This window comes from Pseudoalteromonas sp. B160 (assembly GCF_037162485.1).
Lineage (GTDB): Bacteria > Pseudomonadota > Gammaproteobacteria > Enterobacterales > Alteromonadaceae > Pseudoalteromonas > Pseudoalteromonas rhizosphaerae.
The window spans coordinates 20,890-44,821 of record NZ_JARLUX010000002.1 but is presented as its reverse complement, the minus strand read 5'-3'; the positions used below and the strand labels follow the sequence as shown (position 1 = coordinate 44,821).

The following is a 23,932-nucleotide window of genomic DNA, read 5'->3' as shown; positions in this document are numbered from 1 at the left end:
TTAATAATCAAGTTGTAGGCCTAACCAAAAACGCCGTCCTAGCTCCACCCCTGTACTATAAGGGCTCACTTGATACGTACGTTTATTTAAAATATTTTCGCCTTCAAAGCTTAAAGTGACTCGATAATCACGTGCGACTGCCAGTGTGTACTTTACACTGCCACTTAATAACCAGAAACTAGGCCTTTTCTCTATGCGGTAAACTGGATATTCTCGACGATTTGGTGAGCAGCCATCACAAATAGATGTCGCCTCTTTTATCGATTGAGTTGTTCCTGTGGCGTAAATAGCATCTTGCTCACCATTAAAGCGGGCATAAGCTGATAGTTGCCAATTATCAAAACGCCCACCCCAACTCAAATTGGCAATAATTGGGCGATTAAAATCTTGCTTTTCTAGCTCCATATCATGTCGTGTCATTAAGTTATATGTCGAATCGTTTTCACGGCTATTTAAGTCATAATTATCACCTCTAATATAAACTAACTCATTATCGTCATAGGAAAAATTTAAGAAGTAATCAGTGCTGTTGACATAGGTTTGCGTACTACCATCAAATTGCTCTGCACTTGTTGTATTACTGGCGTGAGAAACATTAAACTCAACGTGCTGAGTATCAAAAGTAGCCATCCAGGATAAGCTAAGACGCTGATATTCACTACTTCCAGAGTTTGCACCATATAAAATTGCTTCCCCTAACTCATTTGTTCCTTTTACGCGGTTAATACTTTCATGCTGTTCACGGTATAACCATTTTAACTCTAACGTCCCACCTAGTACTTGGTGACGATATACTGCTGAAAGCTCATCACTGTATGGTGTTTTTAAATCTTTATAAACATAACGGTAACCACGATTAGATAACTCGGCCTGCCATTGTTGTGGGCGGTGCTGATAAATCGCTCTCACCTCTGTAAACGTAGGTACCATAGCTTCATTAAGCTTATAATTGATTGCATCGCTTGCGTAATATCGATTTGCACCAAAAATAAATTTACCGGTATTTTCAAACAACGAGATACTACCTCGTAATCTTGGAGCCACATTATGGTTTTCAAAAAAGTCGTTATAATCATACCGGGCACCAAGTGTTAATGAATATTGTTGCCATTCAAATTCATTTTCTACATAAGCTGAAAAGTTATTCACACTGGCTTCAGCTCGTGCTTTTGGTGTAGTTTGTCGATATTGAAAATACTGCCCAGTCTGACTTATGTTGCTTTGATACAATAAAAAATCATCTCCGTTTGACAAATCCAAAGGGCGACCTAATTCAGCTTCAATATCAGCTATCGGCTGGTTGAAAACAGTTTCAACACAGTCAATTTGATACCCGGCACAATCGATCATAGGTGACACGATAGCGCCGTTATAAATAGTCGCGTTTTCTAAACGATCAAAGACTGAAACCTGATGATCTATTGCATAACCCAGTGATAACTGAGAGTCTGCAAACAATACTTCCCCTAATGGGAGTTCGAAATCTTGCTTTGCTGTATAGGTTTCTTGTGTTTTGGTAATATCACCGAAACCACCTTCATTGCTCGTCATTGAGCCATCATAATCACCCCAGTTTTTACCAGGAATATTTATCCAGTTATACCAAGCTGAACTAGCATCTTTTTGAGTTTCTACTGCTACGCCAACTAATTTGCGAGTCCATGTAGCCCCAATGACGATTAGCTTGCCAGGTTAAAATGGCGGTACTTCCCCCACCTTTCACTGTGTAATCACTATTTATGGCATTAACATCAAAGTAATTTCCTTCGTAAGGTGCATATAAATAATTAAATGAAATATCGTCATTGGTGGTTACAGCATAATCAAACTTAACCATGCCGTTATAATTAGTTTGCTCTTGTAAACGTAAATAACCTAATTGTTCGAGTGACTCTTGGGACTTTAAATATTGAAATTGCGCAATCACTCCAAGCTTATCTGTCAGAGGTGCCGCGATATGAGTACTAAAACTACGCTTTTGAAACACGGCATTATCTAAGGTGTCTGAGCCATCAAAATCTGGAGCATAAAAATTATGATAATCCACCCAGTCGTCAGCTGTTTGCCGGTAGCTAATCCCAAGCGAAACCTCATCCCTTGCTTTACGCGTTTGTGCCTGCACTAAACCACCATTAAAATTGCCATACTTAGCGGGAATATTGCTATCGTAAACCTCAATACTCTCAACTAAATCAAGATTAAGAAATAACTCTTGGCTATGCCCTGACACATCTTGCAGCAAGTTTCTATCGGTATTCCCTAGTTGATTGTTTAAATTAGAGTTATTCGATACACCATCAATTAAATAAGCGGTTGCCTTACCTTCAGTTCCAGAAATAGACACTTCAGATGGTTTAATATTACTTACTTGCTCGGCTGAGTAAGCAGCTTCGCCATACTGAACTCCTGGCAAAATCCCCAACAAATCATTTAAATTACCGTTACCAAAACGATAATCTTCAATCATTTTTCTATTTAAGGTATACACACCTTGACTACTCACTGAAATTGGATTAGGCTGCTGCCCCTCACTTCTATTACTTCAATGTTTTTAATACAATCTGGCTCTTTTTTCTCACAAGTTTCATAACGACTCTTTGTTATTTCTTTCTCAAGCTGTTCACTTGGTTCGGCTGAGGATACAGGCGCAGTCAGCATCATGCTGAGCAGCCCAAAAGTAAAATATCGTATATTCATTTTACTGACGAGTCTCATCCAAAGGATAAGTGTCAGCGTCATCATTTACACCGTCACCATCACTGTCTAAATCAAGTTCGATGCCAGACTGAGCAATCATTTCATCACTAGCATAAGGTGCAAAGAAGTTAGCCTTACCGTCATTATCAGTATCAACTGTCGCGATAGTCACCCTTGTAAAAGCATCATATTGACTCAGATAATTAATGACATCTGTAACTATAGAGTCATGCTCTACCACTCCTAATGCGGCTTTATCTTTTAATGCTAATGCCGCATCAAATTGACCTAACATTAAATATTGATTAGCGAATTCAGGGTAATACTGTAATTGTAATTGTAGCGAAGCTTCATCCAACCGATTGATGTTCCAATTAATCAAATCAACCCAAATTGCCGTTGCATCACTAATAAGTTGCTGGTAATTATTGATTCTTCCGGCTTGTGATTTTAGCGTTCGGTAATACTGCGAAAAGTTGTAAGTGCTTCGGCTTGATGCATCAAAAAATCTTGTGTCACTGCAAACTGGCTGTCTACTGTCACCGCCTCTTCAACTTGTTTAATTAGATTTGCGTAGTCTGAATAGTATTGGTTTGCTAATTCAAATTGGCCACCTTTACCAAACGCAGCAGCTAATTGGCCTGTATCTGAAACCTTTCGTGCAAGATCTTCTTCACCATAAGTTGCTAAAAAGCTTTTAGCTACTTCGATAAGTGGCGTGGCAGCTTCATTTTGTCCCAATGGGTTGTGGTATTTAATAAGATCAACACTCGAAGCAACGACATCCTCTTTTGTTACTTCTGTGCCATTGACTTGTGCATAGTTATTTAGTGATATTTCACGACATGTAGTCAGTGTTTTATTCGCTTGCTCTCGATAGCTTTGTTCGCCAGTTAAACGAATAACTTCGAACAGTTGCTCAAGCAATAGCTGGCACCCAGTAGTACCTGTTACGAAAACTTGATCCCCAATGTTTTGCGCTATATATTGCTCAGAACTCAATAATTTTAAGCCTTCCGCGATATACTTTGCAGCACCAGCATAGCGCCCCTGGTCGATTAAAATACGTGAGCCACCAGGATTTGAACTATTAAACGCAATGATATTAGTAAATAATCGTCTTAGAATCGCTATCATCTTTTGCGGCCAAAATTAACGCTAAGCTTTCATCTGCATCTTCAATATTTCTAACGTACGCAAATAACCGCGCGTCTTCAGCATCTTCCTTAGCCCAATCGTAATATGTACTTCCTTGTTCAAATGGGGTTAAAAAGCTCGTTTCTAAGTCTAAATTTGGGTATAAGTTTACAAAGGACTCTGCAAAGTTTATCAAGCCAAATGGATATTCGACCATTGTAACGTCAGCATATTCATCTTTTTCGCGGGTATAAGCTTCGTCATAATTGACTACACCATGAAGCGCCAATGCATCAGCAAGCGCACTTTTAGCTTTATCAAGTTGCCCTAGTAAACGATAGTTTTCAACCACATCACCTAATGCAACTTGGCGGGTACTAAAATAAGGTTTTCCTTCATTACCATTTCGGTCATTCGATACGTATCGGTAACCTATCATGTTAGCAAATTCATAAAGCCTGTCGGCCATGCTAAGCGCATAGTCAAAATCAGCTTGCTCTCGACTGGTTTGCCATGTTGCTATCACTTCATCAACTGAGTTTCTAAAACCAAAGAACAGCCGTAATGCTTGTGTTGTTTGCTCGGCTTTAAGGGCTGAACTTAATAATATATCTAAAACATTATAGCTTTGTAGTGCAAGTGCAGGCTCACCGGCATTTAAATAAGAATCAGCAAGCTCATAAAAGAAATCTTGATCTTCAACCGCAAATGCAGAAATGCCTTTGGCAGCGATGTATTGCGAATACAAATTACTCGCTTCTAAGCGGAGCTCATTTGCTCGCTCAAATTTACCTTGCAAATTGTACTGATTTGCAACATTAACAAGTGCAACAGCACGTAGGTCATCACGAATAATACTGTCAGCAGTGATGAAACGTTCAACTTCATTATCTAACCCTGCTTCAGCGTATCCGGTAGCTAAAGCTGTATAGACACCACCAAGATTAATATCATTTTCGATATTGGCAGCAAGAACTTCAGAACGTTTAAGATGAGATTGTTCAGAAGCATAATAATAGTAAGCACGGTCAGCATTAGTTGCCAAGTTAGTGGCTATTTCTAGCGTTTTTGCTACAACACCATTATTTCCATCATTTACGGTCAATTCAAAGCTATCAATGGCATTTGTTAATGTTGAAGGGGTATAAGTTAATTCTCCACTTTGCGCGTCTATAACGAGCTCGCCATTAAATGGTTGTTTTGTTATAGAATAAGTGAGTGTATCGCCGTCAACATCACTGGCGCTAACTTGACCAACTTTAACTTCTCCACCACTAACCTGAACTTTATCCATGGTAATGACAGGGAAGTCATTGATCGCTGCAACAGTTGCACTGACAGTTGTAGTCGCTGTATCTTCGCCATCAGATACCGTTATTGCAAAAAAGTCCTCTCCATTAAAGTTTGTATCAGGCGTATAAATCACTTCGCCTGAACTAGCACTTACTGAGACCGAACCGTTACTCGCAGCATTTGCTAAAGAGTAAGTCAAACTATCATTGTCTTTATCAGAGGCGTTCACTAATAAACTTGCACTAGCATCTTCATTTAAAAATACAGAATACTGAGCTTGTGAAAATGTTGGTGCTGAGTTCGATTCACCGCTAGAGCCACAGCCAGCGAGCACTACTGCACTAATCGCAATAGATAAAAGTTTTAATTTCATGTCAATTCCCCGTTAATAATTATCGGGATCATAATGCAAAGAATTATCATTTGCAATATGATTAACAATTGAAATTCCAAAAACTATTCAAGCTATTAAATAAATTATTAAGTGTTAACCTAATAATCATCTATTATTAGGTTAAATATATTCAAAGAGGTGTTAATGGAATACATAAGCCAAATAATCTACGTTGATAACGTTGAAGAAACCTTAGACTTTTATTTTCAAGCATTTGGCTTGAGTACCTCATCAATCAGTGATAATGCCGAATATGGTGAGCTTGCTACTGGCGATGTAAAAATTGCTTTTGCGAATCACCCGTATGCTCAAGCCCATTTTAAACAAGGTTATATCCGCGCTCACCCAAAGCAACCAGCGCTAGGTTTTGAGCTGCGCTTTAGCTGTACTAATCTCAGTGAAAGTTACGATAAAGCGGTGCTTGCTGGCGCAGAGCCTCTTTGCCCCCCTAGCTGTAGAGGAACTCAATATTATGCCTACGTAAGAGCCATTGAAGGTACTTTGATCTGCTTAGTGCAAGCCTAGCCCTTCATCAAAACAGCATTAAAGTTTAACTTTGTAGCAATATAAGCCACACGCAACTGTCATCTAATTTCCTTATCTTAGCGGTAATTTAAATAAGGAGATTAATATGAATACATTACTACTAACATTGATGCTACTAAGCCCAACTGAAGCGCTAGTGACTGAACAAGTAAAATTACAAACCGCTGAAACACTTAAAGTTATGCAAATTGAACAGCAGACAGAGTTGAAAACACAAGTCATCGCCACATTAGAAAATATAGAATTGGTATTGCCTGTGGTTGTTGATAAGCAAACTTTAGCGAAAGTACAAAACGTAAAACAACAACTTAACCAAGATTAAGTTGCTCTGCAGAGTTAGTCCAAAAACGAAGCTAAAGCGATTTCAACTAAACTCTCGGTATTTTTGTTGTGGTTTTTCTTAATACCTCGCTGGCTAAATCGATTAGTCGGTATTTCAAAATGTATAAAACCATGATTATTGGCTTGCTGGTTCACTAGTAATTGTTTTTCTTTCGCTGTTAAGTGATTGTCGTGAATTTTATTAAGTTCTTTTGGATCTAGCCAAATACCCGCACAACTTGGGCACTCATCAATTTCGACCACATGAAGAGGTGTAAAAAAGCGCCGCATCATCACGATACTCGGGCACTTAGGACAATTAATTCGTGCCGTTAAATCAACGTCTGTGTCAGGTAAAGCAGCCAAGTGCTCAGCAAGCACCAGCGCTCTTTTTAAAGATGGATCACTAAAATTAAAAATCTGGCGATTATCAAAAAATACCCCGCCATTGGCGGATGAGAAAACCTCGATCCCCCCGACCATTAGTTTAGTGAGTTCTATATTTGTCCTTGGGCAGCGCATATCCAGTTCCTTTGCATTTTATTACTCATCGCAGTGAGATATTAACTCGGTGCAAGCGCCTTTTCAATTAGCGGTACTAACGGCGCTGGTAAAGTAATATTACCCGCCAACACAAAGTCATGTGCCTCAGTAGACATTTTTTGCCACGTACGTTGCAAAATCCCAATCCACTTTTGCTCATCGTAGTCTGGTTTTGTTTGCACAAATGCCAACATGTAATACTCAATAAACACTAAACTTGCGATATCTTCCACCAATTGACTATCAGGATTACGCTTGATTTGTTTTTTCGCAACCGCTGCATATACTCGTTGCTGATCAACGTCAGAACAACCAGCTTGCTGCATTAATTCAACCACAGTACTAGCATGAAAAATATACAACGCACTGCGCCACTGATGATAGCCTTGTTTACCCATTGGAAAGTGACTTCGCGGCGAACACCAACGCTTTATGTGTTGTGCTCTCACAGCAATATGCATTAGCTCATCAGCATCAGGTTTAAAACGGTTTAATATCTGCGTCATACGCTCTGAATATAAACGCTCTTTAGGCCACACTTTACCTGCATAGTGTTCTTGATTAGGATCCTGACTATTTGCTTCATCAATTAACGCGATTACATGCTCAAACATTTGGCTAGTCACTACAATTAAATTTATAAGCTATTTTAATCAGCTCAATAGTAATTAGCTAGTTGAAAGAAAGACAAAAGCAAACCTAGCTTGGTACAATTAGCCAAAAATGCTCTCATGATAAAAAAGGACTTTTATGCTATACGCCCTTATAACTTTGCTACTCTTTTTTGGTTTTAGTTTTAACGCTGATGCCACCTGTTTTGACCTTGCATATTTCGTTGAAGGGGTTCGTATTGGCTCGTGCAGTGAAGATAACGCAAAGGATGTGCCCGTTACTCTTTACCTTCTAGTATGGCTATTAATAAACACGGCTTTCGCTCAGCTAATATTAGCGCCGCGATGTCACCTTGTCGTGAAGTGTGTGCTTTTCATTTTAGCGCTTCCATTAAGCCCACTTGTGCTAGGGGTGACCTACCTAGGACTGGGTATTAATAAAGGATTAGAAACGTTACGCGAACGCAATAAACCGGCGATACCCACTGCAGACACAACCACAGCGTTACCACCAACAACTGCATCAGCGCAAACATCGGCAGCATTACCACAATTATTCATCGGTCAATTTCAATTTAATCAAACAGAACAAAGTTTGTGTTATGGCCAACACAGCACCATTTTAGAGCCCAAGTGCTTACAAGTTCTAAGCTATTTAATTGAGCAACAACCGCGCATTGTTAGCTTAGAGGAATTACACAACAATATTTGGCAAAATCAGATAGTAACTGATACGGCAGTGCGCCGAGGTGATCAGCAAACTGCGTCTAGCGTTTGATGATGCTGATACAAAAAACCCTAAATATATAAAATCAATTATGAAACGCGGTTATCAGCTTATTGCCGATGTTAAACAACAAGACACTGAATAATAACAAATTATATTTTACACACTTAGTTATAATCATAGTTATAACCATGATTATAACTAAGTCATGATTAATGAATGACTTAGTTATCGTGCTTTTTCTCACTTAAACGTACTTTGAATTGGTCAGGTGCAAAGCGCCCTATTCAAACTTACAAATTTAAAAAGGAAAAACCATGAAACAATTAATTCTGATCAGCGTCGTTTTAATTTTAGTTATTTGTAGTGTATTACTGAGCCTAAATGAGCAGTGTATGATACTGGGTGAACAATTGTCATTTAGTTTACAAGTAGGACACTGTGATTTATCAACCGCAACTAATGTGCCTGTTTCGCCTATGGCACTAGTCTTTTGGATAATAATGAATGTGCTCTTTGCCTACTTTTACCCAAAACAAAATGTGGAAAATGGCTATAAAGTTGCAACGTTTGTACTTGGGTTTCCGGGCACTTTATTTGTTTATTTAATTGCGCAAATAGCTCGTTCAACCCAAAAGCAAAAAGCTTAAAGGGCGCCCGTAGAGGTGTAATAACAATGAAACCGCTACGGGTTATTTATTGTGACTTTATTACTCAGGATTAGCGAATTAAGAACTAAATGACGACAGCCATCGGTCTGTAAAGTAATATATCTGAGGTTTAAATCGCCCACGACACCTTTACAGCTCGCGACCTCGATGTTGTCGCCTAATTTAATTGGACGGTAAAGCACAATCATTATCCCTGCAACGAGATTTGAAATTGCATCTTTAAGCGCAAACCCTAACGCAAACCCTGTTAAACCCAAGCCAGCGACTAAACCAGTTACATCAAAATCAAGCTTAGAGAGCGCTAATATAGTGCCAATAAAAATCAAAATCGCTTTTTGTGAGTTTGAAATTAAACGAAACGATTCCGCGGCATGGCCATCAAAACGACGTTCAACCTTCTTCCAGTGCCAAGTGAAAAACTAAGCTTAAAACAAAACAGCCAACAAATACCAAAATAGCAGCAATAATTTTTTCGTTCATAGATAAGCGCCATATTAAATAAACCAGCTCTTTAGTTAATAGATTTACTAACAGATTAATTCATTGAGCAAAGCTGTGTCTAAATTAGTTAAACTGAGTGAGATCAACTGCTAATGAATGCTTGGGCTTTTCAATCATGCGGGCAAGTTCTATATCACCCTCTTTTACTATAATTGTCGCGGTGTACTTTAACTGATGTGCTTTTGCAATGCCTTTATCATCTCGCTTATCGAATCCTACCGCCACTAATTTTAAACTTTTTAATGTTAACTGAGATTGCTTAATCAGCTTTAACAATCTTGGTACTTCACGTTCGCTGTCATGGCACCAAGTACCAAACAGCACTAGTATATCTTTACCAGCTAGTTTCTTGATTGTATTTAATTCGTGTTGAGACGGTTTAAAACTATCGTACTGCTGCTCGAAGCCGTTGTAATTTTTTAATAAATTAGCAGCACTGATCTGCCCGACTAAAGGCTCTTGTGCAGCAAAACTAACACTGCATAGCAACAAAAACCCTATCATTACAACCTGTTTCAACATACTTTTCTCTTATTGATTGAGCACTTAAAAATTGACTAAATTTTCAGAGATGTGGATAAATTAGCAACTAAGATACCGTTATTGAAAACCTAATCACGCAGCATAACGATGCTTGAGTAATATTAGCACTTTACTGCGAGTAATTGCTTTAAACTATCGGGAACAAATTTACGCTGTGCTGTAATGGCATAAAAATGCTCGTAAGCATCAGGTAAGCGCTGGTACTCAATTAATACCCCTTGCTCTATTTCATCTTTTACGACCACCGATGGTAATACCGATAATGCCCCACTATCACGTGCCAGTAATCGCAGCATCGCCATATCATCGGCTTCTGCTTTAATTTCTGGTTTGTATTGCCAGCGAGCACACAATGCATTAAATGAGTCCCTTATTGCCGACGTTTTACTGGGTAATACCCATTGTGCGTTTTCATAGCCAATTGGAAACTCACTACTGATTTTACCATCAGCAGGCCCTACGATAGCCAACGGTTGACGCGAAACTAACTGGCTTTGCCATAACTCATTATGATGCTCTGTTCCTACGGGTTTATTTGTCAGTACTAAATCTAATTCATGCTCCGCCAAACCATTTAGCAAACCATCCATACGCCGTGCGGTTAAAGAAAAAGTGACCGAGGAAGAGCTTAACAATGGATTGATAAATTCTTCAATAAAATTTCGCGATAGCGTATTTAAGACTCCAATAGAAAGGTGTTGTTTTTCAGCAATTGCACCTTTGCTCAAAAACGAAGATAACTCTTCACCAGTGCTAAAAATGTCGTTGGCATAGGCTAATACACGTTTACCCATATCTGTAAGCTCTAAGCTTCGGCCTTTTCGCTCAAACAAATTAACGTTAATCGTGTGCTCAAGTTGCTTTATTTGGGTTGATAGAGCCGATTGCGAAATATGCAGCTCTTTAGCAGCTTGCGTTAGATTACCTAGCAACGCGACTCGCCAAAAATAATAAAGATGATGATAATTAAGTCGGCTCATGAATAGTTAACTTAAATAGAACGTTTAGATAGATTATATCTATTTTTTTCGCCTTTCAACTTTGTCATACTAGGTCCTGTTGACCTTTCAGGATTGAAATTTGTTCTATCTGGGCAGAATCCTTCGGGCAGCGGGTGTTTGGCATTTACGCTGCGTTATCACCTATTTATGGGGAATAACCACACGAGATAGGTTCTGCCTTGCCTAAAAGTTAAACATACGGCTGCAAAAGTAACCTCGAAAAATAAACAGCCCCTAATTGCATCAATTAAAAGGAGCAGTAAATGAGTGAGTTAATTATTTCACTGTTAATGTTGGCTATCCCCCTTAGCATGCTGCTAACGGCTTACATTATCGGTAACAAAACCACGGCCAATAATGGCAAGGCCATCTTTTATGTACTAATCGCAAATGCTCTGTTACTTATAGGTGCGTTAACTGCTCAGACTACTTTCTCCCTGTCGTTAATATCAGCCCTTTCTTTCACAACCACTCGAATCATTATGCTGGCGCTAATCGTGTTTATCGGCATTTGCTTGGTAAGGTTTTGTCAAAACTATATGGCTGGTGAGCCACGTATTAATTACTTTTGGCGATGGTTATTGACGACCTTATCGGCTGTTACTCTGGTTGTATTAAGTAATCATTTAATTCTATTTTGGCTGGGCTGGCTATCAATTAGTCTCGCGCTACATAAGTTATTAATGTTTTATCCTAACAGGCCACGTGCAGCACTGGCCGCACATAAAAAATTCATTGTCGCCCGTTTAGCTGAAACATGTTTGTTCATCGCTTTTGCACTGCTATATAACGTACACGATACCTGGTTGATCACTGAGATCACTGCGGCCTACATAAATAATACCGTCGAGCTAACATTGAGTGAACAACTCGCTGGCAGTCTTATTGCACTGGCTGCGCTGATCAAGTGCGCACAGCTTCCGTTACATGGTTGGCTTATCCAAGTTGTTGAAGCGCCAACTCCTGTCAGTGCGCTTTTACATGCAGGGGTGATTAACCTAGGTGGTTTTTTATTAATTTTATTTGCGCCACTGTTTATGCAAGCAACAATTGCCCAGTGGTTAGTGCTGGTCGTAGCAGGGTTAACCACTGTAATTAGCGCCTTAGTCATGACGACTCGGGTCAGTGTTAAAGTTCGACTCGCATGGTCAACCAGCGCACAAATGGGTTTAATGCTCTTAGAATGTGCATTAGGACTTTTCGAACTGGCGCTCATGCATCTAGTGACGCATTCTATGTATAAAGCATACGCATTTTTAAATGCAGGTAACGCAATTAATGAAGATATTAATCGCCGTCATGCACCAAAACATACTCCCTCATTAGCTGATTGGCTCAGAGGCATGATTATTTCAACAGTTATTGTTTCTTCGGCATGGTTTATCAGTGGTTACAGTGGCGCTATCAGTGTTTGGTTACTACTAACATTAGCACTCACAATACTGATTGCTACAAAGCACGGTATTGCAGGGAGGAGTATGCTAATACCCATCACTTTTATCGCTCTTATTGCGACCTTAAGCTACGTCGGATTAAAAACACTATTTGGCTTAGCTGTCGATACCACAGCATGGCGTGAAGCGGCATTTAGCATCGCTGATATCTGGGCTATCGTACTGATTACAACATTAATGGCATTAAGTTACTTTCTTCGCAATCAAAGCCAACACCCTAAAGTAAAAGCACTCTCAACCATGTTATTTGCAGGGCTGTATCTTGATGAATGGTTCACTCGGTTAACCTTAAAACTTTGGCCTATTCGCCTTCCCGTTGATAAGCAAACAAATACGAAGCACCACAACCAGACGTTTATTGCAAAGGAGTCACAATTATGAATACCGCTACCTCCTGTAACACTGAGCAAGCACTTAACAATACAGAAAAAGCGATATTAGCAAAAGTATGTGGCTACATTGCACCCAGTTGGCCACTTGATCAAATGATTGCTGTGAATCCCTTTTGGCACATGCGCGATATGCCCATCGAGCAAGTCAGTGCTCGCATAAGCGTATTGACCAATGCCAAACTACAAATGCCTAAAGCTTATTATCAAGCAAAATATCAACAACAAGCAATCACCGATGAAAACTTACGTGATGCAACCCATATATTAGGAGTTGTTTTAACACTTGAACAGCTAAAAGAGTCACTGAAAATTGATTTACCACTGATGCACTGGCATAACATTTCTGACTTGCTTGATACTCAACGAGATCCACATAAGATGGCTTGGCACGATGAAATTATTCATCAAATCAGTCAATTTTGTGCGGCACATTATCAACAGCTTGGCCCTATGCTACATCGTAACGATATTTCTCAAGTCAGTGATCTCTACCATCATTGGTTAACAGTGATCAAAGCAGACAAAGGGGTTAGTATCATCATGGATGAAAAACACCTCAACAGCTATTTTGCTCAGTTACCTGACTCAGCTGACCAATTAATTGTAGAAACAATCAATACGTTAGGAATTGACGAGGACTGCTTAGAGTATTATGCCCATGCCCTGTTACTCGATATTAATGGCTGGGCTTCGTGGCTGGCGTATTTACGTTGGCAAGGGGACTTATATCAACAGCCCCACGATGAAATGTACCAATTATTAGCGATACGTATGGCGTGGGATTTAGTTATTTGGCGTTACCTTAAGGACCATGATAAGCCAAGTTATGCGTTGTTAAGCAGTCAATGGCAGCAAGAAAAAGCACAAATATCCGAGCGTTTAAATAACCATAAAATTGCTCAGCGTCCAATATGGGTGTGGGCTAAAGCAGCAGAACTAAATTATCAACAAACACTGCAACAAAAGCTCATTAATGCTGATAAAAAAACCGTTACTAAGACACAATTACAGGCGATATTTTGTATTGATGTTCGCTCAGAAGTGATGCGCCGAGCATTAGAATCACAAAGCCAAACCATTGAAACATTCGGCTTTGCAGGCTTTTTTGGCCTGCCTATTGAATACCAAGCCCATTCTAGTTCCCTTAAGCGGCCACAACTTCCTGGGTTATTAAAACCGATAATTCAGGTCAGTGAACAACATACAAACAATAAAACGTTATCAAAGCGAAAGCTTACAGCGGCTTGGCAGAGCTGGTCTAAAGCCGCACCAGCTGCGTTTTCAATGGTTGAATCCGCGGGTTGGTTATACGCGTTTAAACTGCTAAAAAATACTTTTTTAGCAAGCCGTGATGGCATACAGTCAAGCCATAACGAGCAATGGCAATTAAACAAAAATGATCAGCAACTTAATGTTCAAGATAAAGCAGAACTTGCATATACGGTATTAAATGCCATGGCGATAGAACACTATGCTGAGACTATATTGTTGGTCGGTCACGGTAGCCATACTACCAATAATTTACATGCAGCTGGCCTTGATTGCGGAGCCTGCGGAGGACAAACAGGCGAAGTTAATGTGCGTGTGTTAGCGTCATTACTAAATGATCAGCAGGTTCGCCAAGCATTAAAAAAACGCGGATCCACTGTCCCCACAAACTGCCAATTTGTTGCCGCGCTACACAACACCACAACCGACCACATTACAATTTTTGATGAACCACTGAACGACACAACTAAGCAATGGTTATCAGCGGCGACTCAACAAGCTCAGCGCGAAAGAATACAGCATATCGAACCAAGCCTAGCATTGAAGTCACACCAAGAAATAAACAAAGCCTATCAGCAGCGAGCAAATGACTGGTCACAAGTTCGTCCTGAGTGGGGGTTAGCTAATAATGCCGCATTTATTGTTGCTCCGCGAAGCTGGACTCGCGAGGTGGATCTACAAGGCCGCAGCTTTTTACATGATTACCAGTGGCAACATGATACTGATTTTAGTTTATTAGAGCTCATTATGACTGCACCGATGATCGTCACCAACTGGATTAATACCCAATACAATATCTCGGTCACAGATAACTTTAAATATGGTAGTGGTAACAAAGTACTGCATAATGCAGTGGGAGGAAATATAGGCATCTTTGAAGGTAATGGCGGTGATTTGCGCATTGGCCTTGCTATGCAATCATTACATAATGATGAAAAATGGATGCATGAACCACTAAGATTAAGCGTCTATATTGCCGCTCCACAACAGGCAATTGCATCGATATATGAAAAACATAGCATGATCAAAAACCTGGTAGATAACGACTGGCTAAGCTTATTTCGGTGGGGTGATAACAATGAAATCGAGCGCTTTTTTAAAGGAAGGTGGCATAACTGTATTCATGCCAATGAAGGTTAACAACAATGCCACACATCGTTCTTGCGACTAAGCATCAAAAATCACGCTGGATTGCTCCTTATCTTGAGCCTTTAGGCTATCAGATTAGAGAGTCTGACGCATTTGATACCGATTCATTGGGCACCTTTAGTGGTGAAATTGCTCGTACATGCTCACCTGAACAAGCAGCATTAACTAAAGCAAAACAAGCGTGTGAATACAGTAATGCTGCATTTGGCTTAGGCAGCGAAGGAAGTTTTGGTGGTGGTCCTTATTTTGGCTTAGTTAACTTCAATACTGAATTACTTTGCCTGTATCAGCGTGATACAAACACAGCTATTTATGGCCATGCTGCTGGGCCATTTTCACCCATTAGCTTACCCATTGAACATCATACAACCGCACAAACAATAGCCGAAAAGCTAGCCAAGTTTGAACAGCAACATTGGATATTAACATTGCCGCATACGCTTGAAAAAGGCCTAAGCCTAGATGAATTGCTAGCAAGGTTTACTTATCATTTACCATCTTCGGGGAAAATCATCCCCGATTTAAGAGCCATGCATAGCCCTGAACGGCAAACTATGATCGCAAACGCAGCGAAAGATTTAGCAAGACGCTTAACGTCATTTTGCCCCCAGTGTAAGGCAGCTAATTTTGTGATTAAAAAGGCAATAGCCGGGCTAATTTGTAGCCAATGTTCATTACCAACCAAGCAAGTTAAGCATCATCTAATCGCTTGTGATCATTGCCAACATAGCTGTGTTGTTCCAAGCAACAACGCGTTGGCTGATCCAACTTATTGTCAAATTTGTAACCCATGAGACTAACACTAAATGACACCATTTAATTCAACTAAAATGTTATCAGGCGAGCAAGGTATCGTAGATGCGATCAGCTTGCTTAAGTCGGGGCAATGTGTCGCACTGCCAACCGAAACAGTATATGGGCTTGCCGCAGATGCAACAATTCCTAGTGCCGTATTAAAAATTTTTGCTGCTAAAAAACGACCTGAAAGCCATCCCCTGATTGTACATATTCCTGATCAAAGTCATTTAACCCGATGGGCAGAGCAATTACCGGCCTGTGTAAAACCACTTGCAGATGCATTTTGGCCAGGCCCCTTAACGATGATCCTTAAAGCAAAAACAGGATTAAATAATCCTGTTACAGGTGGTTTGCATACTATTGGTTTACGAGTACCAGCAAATGCTTTATTTTTAAAAATATTAACCGAACTTGATACCGGTTTAGCCGCGCCGTCAGCAAATAGCTACAAACAATTGAGTCCAATAGCACCAGAGCAAGTTATCAACGACCTAAATGGTCGTATTGCGGCGGTGTTAGATGGCGGGAAATGTTCCTATGGCATTGAATCAACCATACTGGAAGTTACTGATCAAACTCTGCGTATTTTGAGGCCAGGTCCTATTAGCGCAGTAGAAATTGAGCAGGTAACAGGACTAACCGTGGCAGTACCTTTAAAACATAACGAAATAGTGCCAGGCAATGTCAGCGCCCACTATCAACCGAATACTCCTACAACATTGATATCGCTTGAACAATTAATCACTGAGATTAATGAGCATGACAACGATAAAACACATTATTTAGTGTATTCAAAAACTGCCATCGATGCGCTGCTATTTAAACATGTGCCTATTAACAACATCACATGTTTAGCAGAAGAACCTCATGATTACGCAAAAAATCTCTATGATTCGCTGCATCAAATCGATAAACACTCATGTTTAACTATTCTGGTAGAGCAACCACCACAAGAGCAAGCATGGTCAGCAGTAAACGACAGACTCTCACGTGCAGCATCGACGTATATCGGCTAAGTAAATATTTAACTTAAAACTTTGCAAGTCATTTGATTTAACCCTAGGCTTGCAAATCACAGTCACTATCCATTGTTTTATCCTATTTATGAGACCCAAAACCTTGCTTAAATTATGATAAATATCGATAACACTGAACATGTAGAATCACAATATATTATTTTTAATCACACCTAAGATTTCGCCACAGTAGCAAGACTATTTGATCAGTAAATGTTTGATAGCAAGTTGAGCCGCCAAAAAATTAGTTAAGAGTAAAATACCAAGCCAAAAACTTAACATCCTCCCATCTAAGCACATATGACTCTCTATCCCTTATGAATGGGGAAACAATTTGAAACGAAATGAGAAAGTACATTGTTTTAGCACGGCTAAGTTGAAAATGATGAAAATACGTTCAATTAGTCATAAATCTGCAATTAAACTATAGGATAATTTCCATTCGATTTAATTAACCTAGAAAAGACGACTGACCTCAATGACCACTCCTTTAGTGCGCTTGAACTTTGCACTGCAATCTTTTGAAGATCCGCTATCAGCTGCCATGGCACATACTATGGAGTACGATACGCTGCATCTAAATGCAAACGCAGAGCATGAAATTACACTGCTTTGTGTATTACCTGAAGATGCGCATGAAGGCGACACTATTTCGTTAAGTGCAACACATATAGCAGCGCGTGATGCACGTTATTTTATGCAATACACACTGCGTCTGAGCGATATAGAAGCCGGTACGGTAACGCTGACACTTGAAAAAATAACTCTCAGTGATGAAAGCGACGAATATGTGCTGCAATTAATGTTGCATGGTTTACATGCCACCCTCAAAGACAGTGCTGAATTTGATGTCGCAATCAAGGAATATGGCGCAGGTTATATACCACAATACGAGCCGGCTCTAGTTTCTAAAAGTCATTCACTGCGCCAATATATGACAAGTTTTAGTAGTTCATTTTTATCATTATTTTAATCCGCAAAGCTGACTTTACCCATAGTAATGGTAGGTATGCCCTGCGCTTGATTACCAAAACGTTGCTGGCCACCCACTAAACATTCGTTTGCTAAAATCGCAAACAAAACTGCTTCTTTCGCATCTGGGTCGATACCTAGAGCATGGGTGTTTTTAATCTCATGTAACTGTGGACACAAGGATAAAATATGCTTCATCAACAGTGGATTATGTATTCCCCCACCACTGGCATAAACTGTAACATCGGCTAATTTTTCACTGCATTGATTAATAGCCTGTGCAATCATCATCGCCGAAAATCGATTTAGTGTTGCCATCACATCTTCGTGACTTAGCTGTAGGGTGTTGGTTGTCGTTTGTGCTTGGTGTAAATAAGCCAAATTGAAAACTTCAGGGCCTGTCGTCTTAGGAAAGTCTAAATTAAAAAATTCATCTTGGCATAACTCATTCAACAGCGGCTGATTTATTTGGCCTCGGTTAGCAATTAAACTATCTTTGTCATAATGAAGCGGCGCAAAATAACGCTGTATATAAGCGTCCATAATGGTATTACCTGGGCCAATATCAGAGCTAAATACAGCGCTCGCATCAGCAAATTGTGGTAAAAAAGTCAGGTTAGCAATGCCACCCATATTCAGTAATATACGATTTTCAGTTAAGCTGCTAAAAAATAAATAGTCGCCATATACCGCAAGTGGTGCACCTTCTCCCCGCTGCAATGTGCTTTTGTCTAAAATCGCCAATCGTGGTAATACCTGTCGTAACCGCTAAATGGTCGCTATCACCTATTTGCAAAGTACCATGATTAAAATCGCTCTGGTTATGCTGACTTTTAGGGCAGTGATAAATAGTTTGCCCGTGACTTGCAATCACATCAATATCAGCTGCAACAACTTCCCATTTAGCTAAACACTGCAATACCATTTTGCCATGTAATTGCCCCACCCAAGGATGAAGTAAAGTAACTAACTCCAAATCACATTCGCGTTTGGCAAATACTGTTTTTATTTTTTGTTTATAGTCATCATCATAATCAACAGTGTCAAAGGCTAACACATCAATTTGGGTGTTCATGCCATGACCTGAGACTTTGCACAATGCAACATCTAACCCATCTAATGACGTTCCACTCATCAGACCAATTATTAATCTGTGTTGTTTTTTAGCGCTGTTATACAGTTGTAATATATGCTGATGCATTCTTTTTACCCTTAAAAATCAAAATACTAATTAATGTATATGCATTTCAAACTCAAGAATACTTTATACCTTAACTTTAAATATTGAAAGAATAATTATTGCAAACAAGTTAAAAATGCTTTAAAACTTACCAACACACTGAGTGTACCGACAACGATAAAATTCATAATAGCAAAAAATACATAACCACGGGAACTGACCATGAAACACTGCAAACCTAACTCAATGCGCCCACTCCACCTGCTATCTCCAATTGCACTGGCAATTATTGCTACTACTAGCCCTGTTTTATTGGCCGCTGAACAGCAAGAAGTGCAGCAAAAAAACCTGAAGTAATTACTGTTACTGGCTCTCGAATTCAGCGAACGGAATTAGTTTCAAGTAGCCCAGTAGTGAGTGTTGACGAAGCACAAATACACCTAGATCGCGCGGTGAATGTAGAAGATATTACCGCAAAGTTACCACAAGCTGCAGCGGGAGCTAATAGTACAGGTGCAACGGTAGGTGACTCATTTGGCTCATCGACTATTGATTTACGTGGCCTTGGTCAAAACCGAACTTTGGTATTAATTGACGGTACGCGCGCTGTGCCATTTAGTTTTCGTAACTCAGTTGATGTCAATACAATTCCTGCCGGTTTGATCAAACGTGTTGATGTTTTAACAGGCGGTGCAGCTGCTGTTTATGGCGCCGATGCAGTAGCTGGCGTGGTTAACTTTGTGCTTGATGATGACTTTACCGGCGCTGAGTTTTCAAGTAGTTATGAAACAGCTGATGGTGGCAATGAAAAACTTAATTTTGAAGCCATTTTTGGTGGCGATATAGCTGATGGCAGTGGCCATATTACTGGCTACCTTGGTTATTCTGAACGTAAAGAGTTACTTGCTGGTGAACGTGATTATGCCTTAGAGAATGGCGCGACTATGATTAATAGCGGCGGGTTATACACCGATGTTGCCAGTGGTAATAGTTTAGCGATTAATGATGCAGGCCAAGTCGTGAGCGATCGTCAAACCAATGACTTTACCGGCGACCGCTATTTAACTCAGCCTATGGACAGATTTTCTGCTGGTTTATTATTTGATGTGGATGCCAGCGACAGCGCAATCATTTATGGCCGTGCGATGTATTCTAAAGTAACCGTTAATGGCGCCGGAGCCAGCGGCCAAACACCTATTTTTGTTAATGAACAAGTAACTCTCACACAAGATAACCAATACATTCCTGATGAACTTCGCCAACAACTCACCTTTGATGCTGATGGTAATGCGCTAGTCAATGTTGAACGTAATTTAGGCCTTGGCGTACAGCATACTGAAGCCGTGCGAGATTCATTGCAATTTCAACTGGGTTTAAAAGGCGATATTAACGATTATTTACGTTACGATATTTATGGTCAGTATGGTCAAACCGATGAAGTAGCAACGATCTATAAAAATGCTTACAAAACCGATAAAAGTGGCAATAGTCGCTTTGCCAGTATAGCCAATACCATGGATATTTTTGATCCTAATTTAGATCTAGGCGAATTTAGCGACCCACTACTTTATACCACTCGCGAGCGAACGCAGAGCGTGTTTGCTGCCACCTTATCAGGTGATTCAAGTGCCATATTTGAACTACCTGCCGGTTATGTCGATTTTGCAATTGGTTATGAATACCGCAAAGAAACGGGCAAGCAAACACCGGGAGATGCATTTAGAAATGGCACTAGTTTTGCCGCTGTTAGTGCCTTTGATATGGATGCCAGTTTTGACAGTAGTGAGTTCTATGCAGAACTATTAGTGCCGATCTTAGTTGATATGCCATTTGCAAAAGAGCTTAGTTTTGAGGGCGCGTATCGTATTTCTGATTACTCAAACACTGAAGCAGAAGACACCTATAAACTGGGCATAAACTGGGCAATTAACGATGATATCCGTATCCGTGCGAATAAACTTACGGCATTTAGAGCACCTAACTTAGGTGAATTTGCCAGCCCAATCACCTCTCTTTCACTGGCATTGTTTGATCAAGATAGCGACCAATTCGTGCCACGTTTAGCAGGTCGTTTTAATGGCGATCCATGTTTGCTAGGTACGGGTGACGCAGCACAATGTGCCGCATTTGGCGCACCTGCAGTTGGTACTGAATTTGATAGCAGCTCTGCCGCTTATACTTACGGTGGTAACCCAGATATAAAACCAGAACAAGCTGAATCAGATACTTTAGGCGTGGTTTACACACCCAGTTATATCGATGGCTTCGATGTATCTATAGATTATTACAGCATTCGCGTAACTGATGCAGTAAGCCAAATCCAGCCAGGTGCAGCATTACAGAGCTGTTATATTGACGATCCAAATCCTAATAACCCATTGTGTGGCGCAGTATTACGCGATCCAAACACAGGCTTTATTAGCACCGCGATCGTAAATGACTTTAACCTTGCAGCGATTGAACAAGCTGGTATCGATTTAGCAGCCAACTATGTATTTGATGCACCAATGGATTTAGGCGGTCGCTTTAGGCTCTCATACCAAGGTAACTTTGTAACAAAACAAACTCGCCAAAATAATAGCACCGTAGCAGAAGTTGATTGTAAAGGTACTTATGGTAGTGCTTGTTCAGGCGATTTTGCGAGTATCTTACAAGCCGATTATAAACACCGCGCCACCTTTGATTGGCAGCTAGATACCATGAACTTCCAATTAGGCTGGCGCAGAATCGGTGAAGTAGACTACGCTGTAGATAGAACAGAAACAATTTCAGCACAAGACTACATGGACTTTGCTGCATCGTGGCAAGCAACCGACACTATCGCCGTTAACTTTGGTATCGATAACCTGTTTGACAAAGCACCACCAACACCTGAAATTGGCGCTAACCACTTTAATACTGTGAGTGATTACAGCGTTATTGGCCGTACACTAGGGGTTGCAGTTCGTTACTCACCGAGTTTTTAGTTAATCCCCTATTGCCTATAGAAGCACAGGATTAAACCCTTAAAGCGCACCCTGCTCGGTGCGCTTTTTCTTGGTTCAATGTTAATCAAACCTATGCAGCGATAGAAACCGTAATTTTAACGGTTAAGTAAAGATGCTGTATAGTTGCTCAGTGCTCGCGTGAGATTTGCTAATAGTGATTGTTGCATTACACTTTGCTTGCTAAACAAGGCATTACTCAAACTGTATCTCTATCGGCTCGCTAAGCATTTCATCACGGCTTACAGCAACAACTCGGATATGTGAAAGCGCAAGTCCATTGTTGTTATTCTCAACTGTGATTGAGCGCATTATTGATGGGTAAATTTTATATTGCCAATCATCGCCATATTTAAGATAAACAAGCGTTTTAAATACATGCTCAGGTTGCGCATGATGCCAACTCAGTTTTGTCACCTGTGCATATTGGTTATAGCTCACTGCAGGTTTACTCACCTCCTGAACTGGTAACCAATTTGATAGCGGCAGTAATGCTTGATGTTGAAACACGCCCTTTTCTATCACCTGAGAAAAGTCAGCGTTTTCTAATGATTTTACATTCCAAAATACAACGCCTGGCGAGTTATTAAGCATCGCCCGATTGATCATAATTTGGTTAACGATTTCGTCGATTCCTGCATCCGTATTTGCTATCAGTGTGTTGATACCTGGCCATAAATGACGATTTTGAGTATTTTGCGATTGCCACCACGCAATTAACAATGGATAGCTTTGCGAGTATTGGTTGATAGGCCAATATAATTGCGGAGTAAAATAATCAAGCCAACCTTCATTTAGCCATAGTTTGGCATCGGCATAAAGCTTTTCATACTGATCTAAACCACGGATCGTGGCCGGTTGCTTTGGACGATATATCCCAAATGGACTAATACCTACTTGTACATGTGGCTTCAGCTGTTTTACTTGCTCATAGAGCGTTTTTGTAAATTGATTCACGGCAGCTCGACGCCAATTACCTTTACTTAATTTACCTCCTTGTTTTTGATAATCTAAATATTGGCTTTGATCAGGAAAATCTTCACCTTCATTATAGGAAGGATAAGGGTAAAAATAATCATCATAGTGAAGGCCGTCAATATCATAGTTTTCTACCAACTCTAGTAACGTCGCAATACTATAATCGATCACTGACTGATTAGTTGGAATGAACCAATGCATACCATTTTTAAGCTGCACGACATCTTCAGCCATTTGCATACTAATTGATTGTTCGCTGACAATTCCACCTGATGGGTGATGAACTCGATAAGGATTGAACCACGCATGTAGCTTTAAACCTCGCTGATGCGCTTGTTCAATCCAAAACTGCAAAGGATCATAAAATGGTTCTGTGGCTTTCCCCTGCTCACCGGTTAAATAGTAAGACCATGGCTCAGTAGAGCTTTGATAAAGTGCATCAGCTTGTGGCCGTACTTGAAAGATAACTGTATTAAAATTATTCGTTTGCAGCGTATCTAATATTTTTATTGCTTGGCGTTTCTGCTCTTCGACAGGCAGGCCTGGTTGCTGCGGCCAGTTTATATTTACAACAGTCGCAACCCATGCTGCACGAAATTCACGGACAACCTCTTCTGTATGAATAGTTGCAAGCAGTGGATTGGCCTGCTGTTTGATAATAGGGGTTAAAGGAGCGGACTGGCAAGCGATTAAAGTAACAGATATGAGCAGAGAGAAAATTACTCGGACCATCATATATTTCCTAACAAGTGAAA

The 23,932-nt window shown here is 40.2% G+C and carries 22 protein-coding genes and 1 pseudogene; 11 read left to right on the top strand and 12 right to left on the bottom strand.

Going from position 1 to position 23,932, the window contains the following annotated elements; translation table 11 throughout:
• The 5 genes from P4S61_RS18860 to P4S61_RS18840 form a co-directional block, all read right to left on the bottom strand.
• Window positions 1-1,551: a TonB-dependent receptor gene (locus tag P4S61_RS18860; protein WP_337118957.1), complete on the bottom strand. Its 1,551-nt coding sequence runs from the start codon at window positions 1,549-1,551 to the stop codon at window positions 1-3.
• Between the two features lie 61 nt (window positions 1,552-1,612).
• Window positions 1,613-2,503, bottom strand: a complete 891-nt coding sequence (locus P4S61_RS18855; RefSeq protein WP_337118956.1) for a TonB-dependent receptor — start codon at window positions 2,501-2,503, stop codon at window positions 1,613-1,615.
• Between the two features lie 195 nt (window positions 2,504-2,698).
• Complete coding sequence (locus P4S61_RS18850; RefSeq protein ID WP_337118955.1) at window positions 2,699-3,079, bottom strand: hypothetical protein; 381 nt, start codon at window positions 3,077-3,079, stop codon at window positions 2,699-2,701.
• A gap of 68 nt (window positions 3,080-3,147) precedes the next feature.
• On the bottom strand, window positions 3,148-3,834 hold the full coding sequence (locus P4S61_RS18845) for a hypothetical protein (protein ID WP_337118954.1): 687 nt from the start codon (window positions 3,832-3,834) through the stop codon (window positions 3,148-3,150).
• Entirely contained in the window at window positions 3,803-5,500 is a 1,698-nt protein-coding gene (locus tag P4S61_RS18840) for an Ig-like domain-containing protein (RefSeq protein ID WP_337118953.1), read from the bottom strand. The genes P4S61_RS18845 and P4S61_RS18840 overlap by 32 nt, the downstream gene beginning before the upstream one ends.
• Before the next feature lie 165 nt (window positions 5,501-5,665).
• Between P4S61_RS18840 and P4S61_RS18835 the strand changes: the two genes are divergently transcribed.
• Both P4S61_RS18835 and P4S61_RS18830 read left to right on the top strand, forming a co-directional pair.
• Window positions 5,666-6,046, top strand: coding sequence for a VOC family protein (locus tag P4S61_RS18835; RefSeq protein ID WP_337118952.1), 381 nt, complete (start codon window positions 5,666-5,668; stop codon window positions 6,044-6,046).
• Between the two features lie 106 nt (window positions 6,047-6,152).
• A complete protein-coding gene (locus P4S61_RS18830) occupies window positions 6,153-6,389 on the top strand; it encodes a hypothetical protein (protein WP_337118951.1) in 237 nt (78 codons plus the stop codon).
• A gap of 14 nt (window positions 6,390-6,403) precedes the next feature.
• Here the strand turns inward: P4S61_RS18830 and P4S61_RS18825 are convergent, their stop codons facing one another.
• Together P4S61_RS18825 and P4S61_RS18820 are read right to left on the bottom strand one after the other, a co-directional pair.
• Window positions 6,404-6,910 carry a TFIIB-type zinc ribbon-containing protein gene (locus P4S61_RS18825; RefSeq protein ID WP_145239731.1) on the bottom strand — a complete coding sequence of 169 codons (507 nt, stop codon included), beginning with the start codon at window positions 6,908-6,910 and terminating at the stop codon, window positions 6,404-6,406.
• 41 nt (window positions 6,911-6,951) lie between these two features.
• The gene (locus tag P4S61_RS18820) at window positions 6,952-7,545 is read right to left on the bottom strand and encodes a DUF4202 domain-containing protein (RefSeq protein WP_337118950.1); all 594 of its coding nucleotides are present in this window, start codon (window positions 7,543-7,545) and stop codon (window positions 6,952-6,954) included.
• Between the two features lie 136 nt (window positions 7,546-7,681).
• Here P4S61_RS18820 and P4S61_RS18815 point away from each other — a divergent pair, with 136 nt between their 5' ends.
• Window positions 7,682-8,320 carry a winged helix-turn-helix domain-containing protein gene (locus tag P4S61_RS18815; RefSeq protein WP_337118949.1) on the top strand — a complete coding sequence of 213 codons (639 nt, stop codon included), beginning with the start codon at window positions 7,682-7,684 and terminating at the stop codon, window positions 8,318-8,320.
• A 266-nt stretch (window positions 8,321-8,586) separates the two neighbouring features.
• Entirely contained in the window at window positions 8,587-8,919 is a 333-nt protein-coding gene (locus tag P4S61_RS18810; protein ID WP_337118948.1) for a hypothetical protein, read from the top strand.
• Between the two features lie 35 nt (window positions 8,920-8,954).
• Here the strand turns inward: P4S61_RS18810 and P4S61_RS18805 are convergent, their stop codons facing one another.
• The 3 genes from P4S61_RS18805 to P4S61_RS18795 form a co-directional block, all read right to left on the bottom strand.
• Window positions 8,955-9,266 (bottom strand): mechanosensitive ion channel family protein, encoded by a 312-nt coding sequence (locus P4S61_RS18805; protein ID WP_337118947.1) that lies wholly within the window; start codon window positions 9,264-9,266, stop codon window positions 8,955-8,957.
• Between the two features lie 238 nt (window positions 9,267-9,504).
• Window positions 9,505-9,963 carry a TlpA family protein disulfide reductase gene (locus P4S61_RS18800; RefSeq protein WP_337118946.1) on the bottom strand — a complete coding sequence of 153 codons (459 nt, stop codon included), beginning with the start codon at window positions 9,961-9,963 and terminating at the stop codon, window positions 9,505-9,507.
• Between the two features lie 122 nt (window positions 9,964-10,085).
• Window positions 10,086-10,964: a LysR family transcriptional regulator gene (locus tag P4S61_RS18795; protein ID WP_182732409.1), complete on the bottom strand. Its 879-nt coding sequence runs from the start codon at window positions 10,962-10,964 to the stop codon at window positions 10,086-10,088.
• Window positions 10,965-11,248: 284 nt separating this feature from the next.
• Between P4S61_RS18795 and P4S61_RS18790 the strand changes: the two genes are divergently transcribed.
• From P4S61_RS18790 to P4S61_RS18770, 5 genes are all read left to right on the top strand, one after another.
• Window positions 11,249-12,820, top strand: a complete 1,572-nt coding sequence (locus tag P4S61_RS18790; protein WP_182732408.1) for an NADH-quinone oxidoreductase subunit L — start codon at window positions 11,249-11,251, stop codon at window positions 12,818-12,820.
• Window positions 12,817-15,240 (top strand): YbcC family protein, encoded by a 2,424-nt coding sequence (locus tag P4S61_RS18785; RefSeq protein ID WP_337118945.1) that lies wholly within the window; start codon window positions 12,817-12,819, stop codon window positions 15,238-15,240. Before P4S61_RS18790 ends, P4S61_RS18785 begins: the two co-directional genes overlap by 4 nt.
• Window positions 15,241-15,245: 5 nt before the next feature.
• Entirely contained in the window at window positions 15,246-16,043 is a 798-nt protein-coding gene (locus tag P4S61_RS18780; protein ID WP_182732406.1) for a DUF6671 family protein, read from the top strand.
• A 12-nt stretch (window positions 16,044-16,055) separates the two neighbouring features.
• Complete coding sequence (locus P4S61_RS18775; protein ID WP_182735289.1) at window positions 16,056-17,063, top strand: L-threonylcarbamoyladenylate synthase; 1,008 nt, start codon at window positions 16,056-16,058, stop codon at window positions 17,061-17,063.
• 478 nt (window positions 17,064-17,541) lie between these two features.
• Window positions 17,542-18,036, top strand: a complete 495-nt coding sequence (locus P4S61_RS18770; RefSeq protein WP_145239743.1) for a hypothetical protein — start codon at window positions 17,542-17,544, stop codon at window positions 18,034-18,036.
• Here the strand turns inward: P4S61_RS18770 and P4S61_RS18765 are convergent.
• Window positions 18,033-19,236: pseudogene (locus P4S61_RS18765) on the bottom strand (anhydro-N-acetylmuramic acid kinase). The gene P4S61_RS18770 and the pseudogene P4S61_RS18765 sit on opposite strands and share 4 nt — an antisense overlap.
• A gap of 201 nt (window positions 19,237-19,437) precedes the next feature.
• On the opposite strand from P4S61_RS18765, the gene P4S61_RS18760 reads away from it, so the two are divergent.
• Both P4S61_RS18760 and P4S61_RS18755 read left to right on the top strand, forming a co-directional pair.
• Window positions 19,438-19,572, top strand: a complete 135-nt coding sequence (locus P4S61_RS18760; RefSeq protein ID WP_337118944.1) for a hypothetical protein — start codon at window positions 19,438-19,440, stop codon at window positions 19,570-19,572.
• A gap of 56 nt (window positions 19,573-19,628) precedes the next feature.
• A complete protein-coding gene (locus P4S61_RS18755; protein WP_337118943.1) occupies window positions 19,629-22,181 on the top strand; it encodes a TonB-dependent receptor domain-containing protein in 2,553 nt (850 codons plus the stop codon).
• A 213-nt stretch (window positions 22,182-22,394) separates the two neighbouring features.
• On the opposite strand, the gene P4S61_RS18750 is transcribed toward P4S61_RS18755, so the two are convergent.
• A complete protein-coding gene (locus tag P4S61_RS18750; protein WP_337118942.1) occupies window positions 22,395-23,912 on the bottom strand; it encodes a glycoside hydrolase family 10 protein in 1,518 nt (505 codons plus the stop codon).
• Window positions 23,913-23,932 lie beyond the last annotated feature (20 nt).